The 12383-nt window shown below is 69.9% G+C and carries 11 protein-coding genes and 1 pseudogene; 5 read left to right on the plus strand and 7 right to left on the minus strand.

What is annotated here, in order from left to right; translation table 11 throughout:
• Positions 1-92 precede the first annotated feature (92 nt).
• Both ACFVH5_RS20500 and ACFVH5_RS20505 read left to right on the plus strand, forming a co-directional pair.
• Entirely contained in the window at positions 93-563 is a 471-nt protein-coding gene (locus ACFVH5_RS20500) for a DUF5709 domain-containing protein (protein WP_385835070.1), read from the plus strand.
• Positions 564-618: 55 nt separating this feature from the next.
• Positions 619-900 (plus strand): type B 50S ribosomal protein L31, encoded by a 282-nt coding sequence (locus tag ACFVH5_RS20505; protein ID WP_384811295.1) that lies wholly within the window; start codon positions 619-621, stop codon positions 898-900.
• A gap of 119 nt (positions 901-1019) precedes the next feature.
• On the opposite strand, the gene ACFVH5_RS20510 is transcribed toward ACFVH5_RS20505, so the two are convergent.
• The gene (locus tag ACFVH5_RS20510) at positions 1020-1814 is read right to left on the minus strand and encodes a metal-dependent hydrolase (protein ID WP_384811292.1); all 795 of its coding nucleotides are present in this window, start codon (positions 1812-1814) and stop codon (positions 1020-1022) included.
• A 145-nt stretch (positions 1815-1959) separates the two neighbouring features.
• On the opposite strand from ACFVH5_RS20510, the gene ACFVH5_RS20515 reads away from it, so the two are divergent.
• Both ACFVH5_RS20515 and ACFVH5_RS20520 read left to right on the plus strand, forming a co-directional pair.
• Complete coding sequence (locus tag ACFVH5_RS20515; RefSeq protein WP_384811291.1) at positions 1960-4473, plus strand: DUF3516 domain-containing protein; 2514 nt, start codon at positions 1960-1962, stop codon at positions 4471-4473.
• Between the two features lie 19 nt (positions 4474-4492).
• On the plus strand, positions 4493-5365 hold the full coding sequence (locus tag ACFVH5_RS20520) for an acyl-CoA thioesterase (RefSeq protein ID WP_385835071.1): 873 nt from the start codon (positions 4493-4495) through the stop codon (positions 5363-5365).
• A 495-nt stretch (positions 5366-5860) separates the two neighbouring features.
• Here ACFVH5_RS20520 and ACFVH5_RS20525 read toward each other — a convergent pair.
• Together ACFVH5_RS20525 and ACFVH5_RS20530 are read right to left on the minus strand one after the other, a co-directional pair.
• A pseudogene (locus ACFVH5_RS20525) lies at positions 5861-6712 on the minus strand (DUF6397 family protein); the annotation flags it as partial.
• A 136-nt stretch (positions 6713-6848) separates the two neighbouring features.
• Positions 6849-7262: a roadblock/LC7 domain-containing protein gene (locus tag ACFVH5_RS20530; protein ID WP_107018871.1), complete on the minus strand. Its 414-nt coding sequence runs from the start codon at positions 7260-7262 to the stop codon at positions 6849-6851.
• 95 nt (positions 7263-7357) lie between these two features.
• On the opposite strand from ACFVH5_RS20530, the gene ACFVH5_RS20535 reads away from it, so the two are divergent.
• Positions 7358-7786 carry a PPOX class F420-dependent oxidoreductase gene (locus tag ACFVH5_RS20535; protein ID WP_385835072.1) on the plus strand — a complete coding sequence of 143 codons (429 nt, stop codon included), beginning with the start codon at positions 7358-7360 and terminating at the stop codon, positions 7784-7786.
• A 193-nt stretch (positions 7787-7979) separates the two neighbouring features.
• Here the strand turns inward: ACFVH5_RS20535 and ACFVH5_RS20540 are convergent, their stop codons facing one another.
• From ACFVH5_RS20540 to ACFVH5_RS20555, 4 genes are read right to left on the minus strand one after another with little or no spacing between them, the layout of a single operon-like run.
• The gene (locus ACFVH5_RS20540; RefSeq protein WP_385835073.1) at positions 7980-8621 is read right to left on the minus strand and encodes an ATP/GTP-binding protein; all 642 of its coding nucleotides are present in this window, start codon (positions 8619-8621) and stop codon (positions 7980-7982) included.
• Positions 8622-8659: 38 nt separating this feature from the next.
• Positions 8660-9073, minus strand: coding sequence for a DUF742 domain-containing protein (locus ACFVH5_RS20545; protein ID WP_385835074.1), 414 nt, complete (start codon positions 9071-9073; stop codon positions 8660-8662).
• Between the two features lie 16 nt (positions 9074-9089).
• A complete protein-coding gene (locus tag ACFVH5_RS20550) occupies positions 9090-9527 on the minus strand; it encodes a roadblock/LC7 domain-containing protein (protein WP_385835075.1) in 438 nt (145 codons plus the stop codon).
• On the minus strand, positions 9524-12211 hold the full coding sequence (locus ACFVH5_RS20555) for a nitrate- and nitrite sensing domain-containing protein (RefSeq protein WP_385835076.1): 2688 nt from the start codon (positions 12209-12211) through the stop codon (positions 9524-9526). Before ACFVH5_RS20555 ends, ACFVH5_RS20550 begins: the two co-directional genes overlap by 4 nt.
• Positions 12212-12383 lie beyond the last annotated feature (172 nt).

Below are 12383 nucleotides of genomic sequence, written 5' to 3' on the forward strand. Positions count from 1 at the left end.
GTTCCGTACGGGCGAGGCCGGGGCCGAGCGGTCCGCGTACCCGCCGCCGAACGCGGTGACAGCAGGCCGGCCCGCACCACCTGGAGGTACCCGTGGACAGCGCCGACGGTTGGGGAGACGATGTCTACCAGCCCGACGGATCCGAGGTTCAGGACGACGCCGGACTGCTCGACGCCGAGGACACACTCGAAACCGACGGTGTGAGCGACCCTCTGGACCGCGGCTGGTCACCTCCGGAACGCCCCTGGGCGGTGGAACGCAAAGACGTGACAGCGGCCGAGCGCCACCGCGGCGAAACCCTCGACGAACGTCTCGCCGAAGAACTCCCGGATGTCGCGGCACCCGACGGCGACGGCATCGGAGACTGCCCCGACTCGGACGGCGAACCCCTCGACAACGAAGTGGGCGCCCTCCGCTCCGGACGTCTCGTGGCCCCCGGAGAAGGAGCGCACGAGGACGGGGAGAGCGGGCTGATCGCCACCGACGTGGGCATAGACGGAGCCGCCGCCTCGGCGGAGGAGGCCGCCATGCACATCGTCGACGAGGACTCCCTGTCCGGCTGACCGCGTCCTTCCCGCTGCCCTGTCCGCGCACCCCTCCCCCACGCAAGGAGCACTCATGCAGCAGGACAAACACCCCGACTACCACTCCGTCGTCTTCCGCGACCGCGCCGCCGGATACGCCTTCCTGACCCGGTCCACGGCCGCCAGCGACCAGACCATCGAGTGGGACGACGGCCGGACGTACCCCGTCGTGGATGTGGAGATCTCCTCGGAGAGCCACCCCTTCTACACGGGCACGGCCAGGACCGTGGACACCGAGGGACGGGTCGCCCGCTTCGAGAAGCGGTACGGCGGCGGAGGCCAGGACAAGGCGTCGGGCGAGGGCGACGCCTCCTGACCCGGCCGGAACGGGTGCCTCCCGGCGGCGGATGACAGCCGCAGCCTGTCCGCCTTCCGCGCCCCGTCCACCGGCCGCGCCACTCGTCCCGGTGGCGCGGCCGCTCCGACGCGTCGGCTTCAGATGAAGTTGAGCGCGGCCGCGCCGCCCACTCCGCCCAGCACCATGAACGCTGGCATCAGCACCTTCAGCTCCACCCAACTGCCGGCCCGGAACCGCAGGGCCTTGGGCGGCCCGATCGGGTACCACCGCTTGCGGCCGACCGGGATCGGCCACAGGATCGGGCAGCCCGACACAGTCAGCGCGTCCCCGATGTCGTGCACCAGCGCACCGAGGACGATCGGCAGGCCGAGCCACAGGTACTCCTGGCCCGGCGCGGTGAAGAGCCAGTCGGCCCCGTTGCCCGGCTTGTCCAGCACCCCCGCGATGATCCACGCACTCGTCGCGGCCAGCAGCCACACCAGGACGTCGGCGCTGGACCCACGCGTCGCCCGCCAGAGCAGCCCTTCGATGGCGAGCACCATGTGCACGAACAGAAGTCCCAGAACCGCCCAGCGGCCTCCGGTGATCGCGGCCACCGAGGCTCCGCCGCCGATGAGCACCGCCCACAGCCAGGTGTGTGTCAGCGTCCGGTGCCCACCCGAGCGCCGCGGATCGCCCGGCTTCCTCGTGCCCTTGTAGACGGCGTACGAGAGCTTGTCGACGATCTCGCACAGGCCCCGTGACACCGGTCCGAAGGCCCGCGAGATGGTGGCGGCCTTGTGGTCCAGATCCGGGGCGAGGGCGGCGCCCGCGCAGATCAGCGCCCCGGCCAGGAGCACCGGCCACGGCATCGTGTGGCCCGAGGCCGCCGCCGCCGCTCCGACGCCCAGCCAGGCCGCCGCCCCGGACAGTGAGTGTGCTGGTCCCATCATGGCCGTGCCCCGCCCCATTCCTCATGTACTGACTGCCAGTTGTCCCCGTGAGCTGACACCTGGTCGGCGACACAGCGTAGCGTTCGTGATCTTCGGCCTCGCATCCGATTCCCTCATCGGGTGGGATGACAGGCAAGATGGGGGTGTGACCCTTATCGATCAGCTGCCGCAGACCGCAGATCCCGACGCCCTCTACGAAGCCTTCGAGTCGTGGGCCGGGGAACGCGGTCTCACGCTCTATCCCCACCAGGAGGAAGCGCTGATCGAGGTGGTCTCGGGTGCGAACGTGATCGTGTCGACCCCCACCGGGTCCGGCAAGAGCATGATCGCCGCGGGTGCGCACTTCGCGGCGCTCGCCCGTGACGAGGTCACCTTCTACACCGCGCCGATCAAGGCACTCGTCTCGGAGAAGTTCTTCGAGCTGTGCAAGATGTTCGGCACCGAGAACGTCGGCATGCTGACCGGCGACGCGTCCGTGAACTCCGACGCCCCGGTCATCTGCTGCACCGCCGAGGTCCTTGCCTCGATCGCGCTGCGCGACGGCAAGCGTGCCGACGTCGGCCAGGTCGTGATGGACGAGTTCCACTTCTACGCCGAGGCCGACCGCGGCTGGGCCTGGCAGATCCCGATCCTCGAACTGCCACAGGCGCAGTTCATCCTGATGTCGGCGACGCTCGGCGACGTCTCCATGTTCGAGGAGGACCTGACCCGGCGGACCGGGCGTCCCACCTCGGTGGTCCGCTCGGCGACCCGTCCCGTCCCACTCTCCTACGAGTACAAGCTGACGCCGCTCACCGAGACGCTCACCGAGCTCCTGGAGACGAGGCAGGCGCCCGTCTACATCGTGCACTTCACCCAGGCGCAGGCCGTGGAGCGGGCGCAGGCGCTGATGAGCATCAACATGTGCACGCGCGAGGAGAAGGACCAGATCGCCGCGCTGATCGGCAACTTCCGGTTCACCACCAAGTTCGGCCGCAACCTCTCCCGTTACGTACGGCACGGCATCGGTGTGCACCACGCCGGCATGCTGCCCAAGTACCGCCGACTGGTCGAGAAACTGGCGCAGGCCGGTCTCCTGAAGGTCATCTGCGGCACGGACACTCTGGGCGTCGGCGTCAACGTGCCCATCCGCACCGTGCTGTTCACCGCTCTGGCGAAGTACGACGGCACGCGCGTACGGACCCTGCGCGCGCGGGAGTTCCACCAGATCGCGGGCCGGGCCGGGCGGGCCGGCTTCGACACGGCGGGCTTCGTCGTGGCGCAGGCCCCCGAACACGTCGTGGAGAACGAGAAGGCCCTTGCCAAGGCTGGCGACGACCCGAAGAAGCGTCGCAAGGTGGTGCGCAAGAAGGCCCCGGAAGGTTTCGTGGGCTGGACGGACGGCACCTTCGAGAAGCTGATCTCGTCCGATCCGGAGCCGCTGACCTCGCGTTTCCGGGTCACTCACACGATGCTTCTGTCCGTGATCGCGCGGCCCGGCAACGCCTTCGCCGCGATGCGTCATCTGCTGGAGGACAACCACGAGCCGCGCAAGCAGCAACTGCGGCACATCAGGCGGGCGATCGCCATCTACCGGTCGCTTCTCGACGGCGGAGTCGTGGAGAAGCTCGACACACCGGACGCCGAAGGACGCATCGTGCGTCTGACCGTCGACCTGCAGCAGAACTTCGCCCTCAATCAGCCGCTGTCGACCTTCGCTCTCGCCGCGTTCGACCTCCTGGACCCGGAATCGCCCTCGTACGCCCTGGACATGGTGTCCGTCGTGGAGTCCACCCTGGACGACCCGCGGCAGATCCTCGCCGCCCAGCAGAACAAGGCCCGCGGCGAGGCCGTGGGGGCGATGAAGGCGGAGGGCATCGAGTACGAGGAGCGCATGGAGCGGCTCCAGGACGTGTCGTACCCCAAGCCGCTGGAAGAGCTGCTCTTCCACGGATACGACACCTACCGCAAGAGCCACCCGTGGGTGGGCGACCATCCGCTCTCCCCGAAGTCCGTCATCCGTGACATGTACGAACGGGCCATGACCTTCACCGAGTTCGTGTCCCACTACGAACTCGCCCGCACCGAGGGCATCGTGCTCCGCTACCTGGCGAGCGCCTACAAGGCCCTTGACCACACCGTCCCGGACGACCTGAAGTCGGAGGACCTGGAGGACCTGATCGCCTGGCTCGGCGAGATGGTGCGTCAGGTCGACTCCAGCCTCCTCGACGAGTGGGAGCAGCTCGCCAACCCCGAGGTGATGACGGCCGAGGAGGCCCAGGAGAAGGCCGACCAGGTCAAGCCGGTCACGGCCAACGGGCGCGCCTTCCGGGTACTCGTCCGCAACGCCATGTTCCGGCGCGTCGAACTCGCCGCCCTCGACAACGTCGCCGAACTCGGAGAGCTCGACTCCGAGGCGGGCTGGGACGCCGATGCCTGGGGCGCGGCCATGGACGACTACTGGGACGAGTACGACGACCTCGGCACCGGCCCCGACGCACGCGGTCCCAAGCTCCTGATCATCGACGAGCAACCGGAGAACGGTCTGTGGCGGGTCCGTCAGACGTTCGCCGACCCGAACGGCGACCACGACTGGGGCATCAGCGCGGAGATCGACCTCGTGGCCTCCGACGCCGAGGGACGTGCCATCGTCAAGGTCACCGCCGTCGGCCAGCTGTGACCACAGGAGAACGTGACTCATGACGAACCCAGCGGAACGACTCGTCGATCTGCTCGACCTGGAGCAGATCGAGGTCAACATCTTCCGTGGCCCCAGCCCGCAGGAATCGCTGCAGCGGGTCTTCGGCGGGCAGGTCGCGGGCCAGGCCCTCGTCGCCGCCGGCCGCACCACGGACCCGGAACGGCCCGTGCACTCCCTGCACGCGTACTTCCTGCGCCCGGGCCGGCCGGGCGTGCCCATCGTGTACCAGGTCGAACGGGTACGGGACGGGCGGTCGTTCACCACGCGCCGCGTCACCGCCGTGCAGCAGGGCCGCACGATCTTCAATCTGACCGCCTCCTTTCACAAGCCTGAGGAAGGGAGCTTCGAGCACCAGCTGCCGCCGGCTCGTGAGGTCCCGGATCCCGAGTCGCTCCCGAGCGTCACTCAGGAGATCAAGGAACATCTGGGCGCGCTCCCCGAGACGCTGGAGCGCATGGCCCGGCGCCAGCCCTTCGACATCCGCTACGCGGACCGGTTGCGCTGGACACCGGAGGAGATCGAGAACGCCGAGCCGCGCAGCGCCGTATGGATGCGCGCCGTCGGGCCTCTGGGCGACGACCCGCTCGTCCACACCTGCGCGCTCACCTACGCGAGCGACATGACGCTCCTGGACGCCGTCCGTATCCCGGTGGAGCCCCTGTGGGGCCGGCGCGGTTTCGACATGGCCTCCCTGGACCACGCCATGTGGTTCCACCGGCCGTTCCGCGCCGACGAGTGGTTCCTGTACGACCAGGAGTCCCCGATCGTGACGGGTGGCCGAGGGCTGGCCCGGGGGCGCATCTACGACCAGGAGGGACGCCTGCTCGTTTCCGTCGTCCAGGAAGGGCTGTTCCGCAAGCTGGAGGACTGACCGGGTACCGGCCGGTCAGAGGTTTCTGCGCCGCAGCCAGCCGAGGAGCCGTCCGGGGCGTCCCGGTTCATCGATCACGGGCCGTGCCTCGGCAGGTCGCCGTGAGCCTGCCTGCTGTCGTGGTCCTGCCTGCCGTACTGCTCCTGCTTGTCGTACTGCTCCTGCCCGAGTTCGCGCGTCAGCCAACTGCCGCGCGTCGGTCAACTGCCGCACTTCGGCCGGACGCCGCACTTCGGCCGGGTGTCGCTCTTCGGCCGGATGCCGTCCGACCGGATGCCGTCCGACCGGATGCTGCCGCGCTTCGGCCGGACGCAGCCGCTCGCCCGGGCGCCGCTGCCCGGCCGGACGTCGCATTCCGGCCGGGTGCCGCAGCTTGGCGGCCTCTCGCAGGTCGACGGGCTGCCGGTGATCGACAGGCGTGCGCTGATCGACCGGCGTGCGGTGTTCGCCAAGAAGCGCCGGACGGTCGTACTGCACCTCCGAAGTCCGGGGCTCCGTCGTCGGCCGCGGGGCGGCCCGGCGGTCGCGTGCCTCCTCCAGCCCGTTCGCCAGATCGGCGCGGAGCCAGCTGATCTCGTCCGGATCCGTCGCTGTCATGATCCGGGCCGTGATGTGCGCGGCAGGCGAGTCGGGCGCACCGTGGGTGGTCTGTTCGGGCCGGTACCGGTCCATGTAGGCCCGCTCGTACGGGTCGGGAACGATCTCGGCCACCTGGACGGGGTCGAGCAGCGACGCCACGACCGCGGCACGTGCCCACGGGTCCTCGTTCTGGCGAAGCAGGAACCCGAGGTGCCGGCCTCGCCAGTTCCGGGCCCGCAGGTCCAGACCCGTCTCCAGTTGGCCGCGCAGGTTCTCGGGCACACGGCCGCTCAGCAGAGACGCATGCTTCTTGTCGTTGGCGAACTGCCGCAGTTCTTCAGCCAGATACAGCCACACGACTGCGCGATACCGGTTCAAATAGAACTTTACGGGCACTACGAGGCCCAGGCGGGCGAAGCGCGTGAACCGGGCGGTCGTGACGCCCATGAGGGCCGCGCCCTCCGACGTGCCGACTGCTTTGACGCGTTCCCGCAGAGCCTCTGGGAAGCCTGCCGCGGCCCGCACCCTGTCGATCTCCGCGCGGGTGACGCGATGGCCTCCGCCGCCTTCGTCAGGCACTGTGCGGATGCGCCCGAGCCGTACGGCGAGGTCGAACTCGCCCCGCTTGAACCCCAGCTCCCGCGCGGCGCGGCTCTGAGCGAGTGTCGAGGTTTGTGTAGGGGCCACACCGACAGGCCCGTTCGGACCGGAGATGACGGACTGCGTGACCGTTGGCATGACGGACTGCGTGATGGTGTTGCCGGACATGATGGTTCTCCCCCGTGCAGCGGTGTGCGCTTCGCCTGTGTTTTGCGTGCGCTTGCTTCGAGAAAAACCGTAGCCGGTCCGCCGCGCCTTGCGCCGAGCCTGTGGATAACTTCGAGCGCGATGACGTCTGTGCCGGTCAGATGTCTATGGAGGGCGAGTGTTCCGGATGTCGGGCATCGACGTGCAGGTGCTCGCCGACGCGATTGACGAGCAGAGTCATCTCGTACGCGACCTGGCCGATGTCGGCTTCCGCCGCACTGAGCACGCACAGGCAGCTGCCGGTGCCGGCCGCCGTGACGAAGAGGACCGCGTCATCGAATTCGATCATGGTCTGGCGGACCCGGCCCGCGCCGAAGTGCCTGCCCGAGCCCTTGGCCAGGCTGTGCAGTCCGGAAGAGACGGCGGCAAGATGCTCGGCGTCCTCCCGCCGCAGACCTGTGCTCGCCCCGGTCACCAGCCCGTCGTTGGACAGCACGAGTGCGTGGCGTATGTGCTCGACACGCTGGGTCAGATCGTCGAGCAGCCAGTCGAGTCCCCGATTCTCCGCCATGATCCGTCTCCCCGTGATGTGTGGTCCCCCTGGGCCGGAGGATCCGATCGACCAGCCTTCACCACCGTCGCCGTCCGGGCAAGGAGGATAGGGGCATGGCACACAAGATGACCGATGAGGAATGGCGGGCGTTCGTCTCGCACGGAACCCGCACTGGCAAGTTGTCGACCGTCCGGGCCGACGGGCGCCCGCATGTGGCGCCGATCTGGTTCGTGCTCGACGGCGACGACCTGGTCTTCAACACGGGGAAGGACACCGTCAAGGGGCGGAATCTGGCTCGGGACGGCCGGGTGGCCCTGTGCGTGGACGACGACCGGCCGCCGTTCGCGTACGTCGTCGTACAAGGGCAGGCCCAGATCTCGGAGGACCTCGACGACGTCCGGCTCTGGGCAGGACGGATCGGCAGCCGGTACATGGGCGAGGAGCGCGCCGAGGAGTTCGCGGCCCGGAACGGCGTACCCGGCGAACTCCTCGTAAGGGTGAGAATCGAGAAGGTTCTCGCGGAGGGCTCGGTCTCCGACTGACCCCCGGTACAGGTTGAGTCGCACAGGGCTGAGTCCCACGGGTTGAGGCTCATGGGTTGAGTGGCGCAGCTTGAGCGCTTGGGCGGCCGCGCGTCGGCCGACCAAGTCCTCCGGCCGGACCGACCAAGTCCTCGAAGTCCTCCAGGTCCTCCAGGTCCTCCAGCCGATCAGGTTCTCCGGCCGACCGAGTCCGTCAGCCGACCGAGTCGAGGAGCCGGGCGGTGTGCATCCGCCCGGCGTACTCGACGAGACGTACCAGCACCTCCTTTCCTGAGTCGCGGTCACGGGCGTCGCAGAGCACCACGGGGGTTCCCCGGTCGAGATCGAGAGCCCGTGACACTTCGTGGGCGCCGTACGTGCGTGCGTCCGTGAAGCAGTTGACCGCCACCACGAAGGGGATGTGCCGGTGTTCGAAGTAGTCCACCGCCGGAAAGCAGTCCTCAAGCCGGCGGGTGTCCGCAAGGACGACGGCACCGAGGGCTCCCTGTGCCAGCTCGTCCCACAGGAACCAGAATCTGTCCTGGCCCGGCGTTCCGAACAGGTAGAGCGACAGGCCGGACCTGATGGTGATGCGCCCGAAGTCCATGGCGACGGTCGTCGTCACCTTCCGGTCCACCCCGCCGGTGTCGTCGACCGACCGGCCGGCCTCACTCAGCAGTTCCTCGGTGCGCAGCGGTCTGATCTCGCTGACCGCGCCCACCAGGGTGGTCTTGCCGACGCCGAAGCCGCCGGCGACGAGGATCTTCAGCGCCAGGGCGGCCGTCTCACCGCTGGTGTCATCGCTGTTGTCATCGCTGGTGTCATCGCTGGTGTCATCGGAGTGTTCAGGGACCATCGCTCACTTCTCTCGGATCAGCCGGTATCGGTCGACGGCTACAGGGCCCTCAGTCCGTCAATGACCTCGCGCAGAATGCGCTCGTCGGGCAGGTGCGCGGGCGGCACAGGGCGGCTGACCGTCACGCAGCCCAGTTCCAGCAGATCGCCCAGGAGCACGCGCACCACGCCCACGGGCAGATCGGTGTCCGCGGCCAGTTCGGCGACGGACTGGGTTTCGGCCCGGCAGAGTTCGACCAGGGCCCGGTGCTCCGGACCGAGCGCGGTGTCCGCGCCGGTCCCGGGCGCCCCGGTGTCGAGCGTGACAAGCGCTATCAGGTCGAAGCGCACCCCCGCGGGTCGCGACTCGGTGCGTCCGCCCGTCATGGCGTAGGGGCGGACGAGCGGCCCGGCCTCGCTGTCGTACCACTGGCTGCCCGGCTGCTCGGGCGTGGCTGCCCGGTCCTCGGTCATGAACTCCGTCCCCCGCTCACCCTGCCGCGGGCGGACGGACGCCCGCGCGGGGAGCCGAGTGGAGATGCTCACCCACCCGTCTGACCAGGCGTGCCATCTCGTAGGCGATCAGGCCGATGTCGGCCGTCACGCCGCTCAGGACGGCGAGGCAGGACCCGTCTCCGGCGGCCACCACGAACAGGAAACCGTCGTCCATCTCGACCATGGTCTGGCGTACTCCGCCGGCGCCGAAGTGGCGGCCCGCGCCCTTGGCCAGGCTGTGGAAACCGGAGGAGACCGCAGCGAGGTGCTCCGCGTCCTCGCGTCCCAGGCCGGTGGACGCGCCCACCGCGAGCCCGTCGTTGGAGAGCACGACAGCATGCCGCACCTCGGCGACCCGCAGCACCAAGTCGTCCAGCAGCCAGTCGAGTTCGCCGGACTGTGCCGCGGCCCCCGTATCCGGATCCTGGATCATGCGAGGTCTCCTTCGCTGCTGTCGCTGCCCTCTGCGGGGCCGGGCGTGGCGCGGGGACCGGGGGAACGGCCGCCGCCGCGAGCCCAACCGGCGCGGTACGCGGTCATCCGGTCCCGTACCGCTTCGGGGGTGCGCTCGGCGTCGTCCCGGTGACGTGCCGGGTGCGCGGGCTCTTCGGCGCGTTCTGCACGCAGTTGCGGGGCGAGGCTGGCCTGGCGCACCCGCCGCGGGAGTCCGTCGGACGCGTCGGACGCGTCGGACGCGTCCGACTGCTCGGTGTCGTCGGAGGAACGGTGCAGGCGCAGGGTGATCACCTCGGGCGGTGGTCCGGCGTGCGAGCCGTCCGCCGACGCCTCCGCCGGAGCGGCTACGGGCGAGACGGGTGCGGGTCGTTCGATGTGGGCCTCCACGGAGTCCTGCCGTGGGGCGGGGCCCACGGATTCCTGTCGGGGCACGGGACCGGCTACGCGCGCGTACTGGCGTCCGGCGGCTTGTTGTCCGGCAGTTCGTCCGACAGGCTGTTCCGTCGGCCGTCCGGCAGTTCGTCCGGGAGGTGGTCCAGCAGGTCGCTCGGCCCTGCCGCGACGCGCACCGGAACGTTCCTCCGAACTCGTGTGCAACAGCGCGGTGGGAAGGAGGATCACCGCGGTGGTGCCCCCGTAGGGCGAGGTCCGCAGGTGCACCTTGATGCCGTGACGGGCTGCGAGTCTGCTCACTACGAAGAGGCCGAGTCGGTCGCTGTCGAACAGGTCGAGTGCCTGGGACTGCTCGATACGGCGATTGGCCTCGGCGAGGGTCTCCTTGCCCATGCCCAGTCCCCGGTCCTCGACCTCCACGGCGTATCCGTTGCCGACCGGCTCGCCGGTGACCCGCACCCTGGTGTGGGGCGGGGAGAACTGGGCGGCGTTCTCGACAATCTCGGCCAGCAGATGCGTGAGGTCGGCGATCGCGGCTCCGACGACCAGGGTCTCCGAAAGCTGTCGTACCTCCACGCGCGCGTAGTCCTCGACCTCGGAGACGGCGGCGCGCACCACGTTCGTCAGGGAGACCGGCATGCGCCACGCGCGGCCCGGTGCTGCTCCGGAGAGGATGATCAGGCTCTCGGCGTGGCGTCGCATCCGTGTCGTGAGGTGGTCGAGCCGGAAGAGGTCGCTCAGCTCGTTCGGGTCCTCGGAGCGTCGCTCCATGCTGTCCAGCAGCCTGAGTTGGCGGTGGACGAGAACCTGGCTGCGGCGGGCGAGATTGACGAAGACACCGGAGATCCCGCCGGCGAGTTCCGCTCGTTCGACGGCCGCGTGCAGGGCGGCGCGGTGCACGGTGGTCAGGGCTTCCGCGACCTGCCCCGCCTCGTCCTCGGCGGGCGGTCCCGGCGGGGCCTCGGCACGGATGTCGATCTCCTCTCCGGCCCGGAGTTTCCGCATGGCGTTCGGCAGTTTGCGCCGGGCGATCTCCAGGGCGCTGTTGCGCAGGGTCACCAGTTCGACGACGAGGCCGCGGCCGATGCGTACGGAGATGACCAGTGAGGCGGCCACGGCCGCGAGACCCAGGAGGACCGCGGCGCCGGCGGGCGAGAGCAGGCCGCGCCGGAGGGGGTCGGCGCGGTCCGCGACGTCACGGGCGGCGTCCGCCTCGATGGTCCGCATGTCGTCCCGCACGCGCGCGTGGGCGGCGTTCCAGATCTCCGCAGGTGAGGCTTGGAGGGCCGTCGCGCCGGGTGGGGCGATGAGCACCCTGTCCTCGACCGCCGTCATGTCGGCGTACGCGGCGCCCTCCGTGAGGGCCTGCCAGGCGGCTCGTTCGGGTCCGCGGAGATCGACGGCAGCGGAGTCGGTGAGCAGCCTGCGCATGTCGACGGCGCCGGTGAACAGCCGCAGCCGCTGTCCGTCGAGGGTCCCGGCCAGGCGGGCACCGGCGAGTACCGCGTCCTCCTGCGCCAGGGTCTCCCCCGCGCGGGAGAACTCAAGCAGTACGCGCGCGTCGGAGCCGATCTCCGCGTCCTGGATGCCGGTGAGGGCTCCGCCCACCCCGAAAGCCGTGGAGATGGTCCCGGTGTACCGCCGGTATGTCTCGTCCCAGCCGGTCCCGCGGTCGAGTACGGCGGTCCGCAGGGAGTGGAGCTGTTCGACGCCGGACACCAAGGTTTCGAGGCGTGCGGCCACTCCGGCGGGCAGTTCCTCGCTGTCGGCGACGGTGCTGCCCTCTCCGAGGCGGAGTTCCGACACGGTCCGGTCGGTGCGCGCCGCCAGCTTCTTGAGGGCGCGCTCCCGGTCGCCCGAGGGGCGTGTGGCGTAGCGGACAGCTGCCACGCGTTCGTCCTGGAGCGCGACGACGGTTGCCGCGACCGGGGCGCGCACTTCGGAGTCCACCCGCTGCAACTGCCGCAGCCGTGCGACGTCCTGGGCCGTGGTGACGGTGGCGTGTGCCCAGAGGGCGAGCAGGGAGACGACCGGGACCATGAGCAGGCAGACGATCTTCGCTCGCACGGTACGGAGCCGCAGACTCCGGCTCCTCGCGCGCGTGGGCGCGCTGCTCGGTTCCGTGTCGTCGTTCTCCTCGCGGCCGGAGTCTTCGTCGGCGTGGCCGGGGTCTTCGTCGGCCGGCGGTCCGGCATGCGCGCGACGGCCCCGTATCTGGGCCGTCGACGGCTGCGTACCGTCTGTCGGGGTCCTTCGGGATGTACGCATGGCCTTCTCGCTCGGGTGGTTCGGTGGACACGCCTGGTCGGTGGACGCGTCTGGTCGGGTCGTCGGTCCGGGTTCGCCGCTAGGGCCTGTCTGACAATTCCCGTCGTCGCCCGGAGGGCGGCCGGGCGGCGTCAGGTGCGTGCTCTCGCCGTGCCGGGCGCAGAGCCTCGTA

Origin of the sequence: Streptomyces sp. NPDC127119 (genome assembly GCF_042677425.1) — a bacterium.
Classification (GTDB): domain Bacteria; phylum Actinomycetota; class Actinomycetes; order Streptomycetales; family Streptomycetaceae; genus Streptomyces.

Coding starts and splice junctions, on each gene's coding strand:
- ACFVH5_RS20510 (WP_384811292.1), bottom strand. CDS start 1,814: ATGATGGGACCAGCACACTCACTGTCCGGGGCGGCGGCCTGGCTGGGC.
- ACFVH5_RS20520 (WP_385835071.1), top strand. CDS start 4,493: ATGACGAACCCAGCGGAACGACTCGTCGATCTGCTCGACCTGGAGCAG.
- ACFVH5_RS20530 (WP_107018871.1), bottom strand. CDS start 7,262: ATGGCGGAGAATCGGGGACTCGACTGGCTGCTCGACGATCTGACCCAG.
- ACFVH5_RS20555 (WP_385835076.1), bottom strand. CDS start 12,211: ATGCGTACATCCCGAAGGACCCCGACAGACGGTACGCAGCCGTCGACG.
- ACFVH5_RS20540 (WP_385835073.1), bottom strand. CDS start 8,621: ATGGTCCCTGAACACTCCGATGACACCAGCGATGACACCAGCGATGAC.
- ACFVH5_RS20535 (WP_385835072.1), top strand. CDS start 7,358: ATGGCACACAAGATGACCGATGAGGAATGGCGGGCGTTCGTCTCGCAC.
- ACFVH5_RS20550 (WP_385835075.1), bottom strand. CDS start 9,527: ATGATCCAGGATCCGGATACGGGGGCCGCGGCACAGTCCGGCGAACTC.
- ACFVH5_RS20545 (WP_385835074.1), bottom strand. CDS start 9,073: ATGACCGAGGACCGGGCAGCCACGCCCGAGCAGCCGGGCAGCCAGTGG.
- ACFVH5_RS20505 (WP_384811295.1), top strand. CDS start 619: ATGCAGCAGGACAAACACCCCGACTACCACTCCGTCGTCTTCCGCGAC.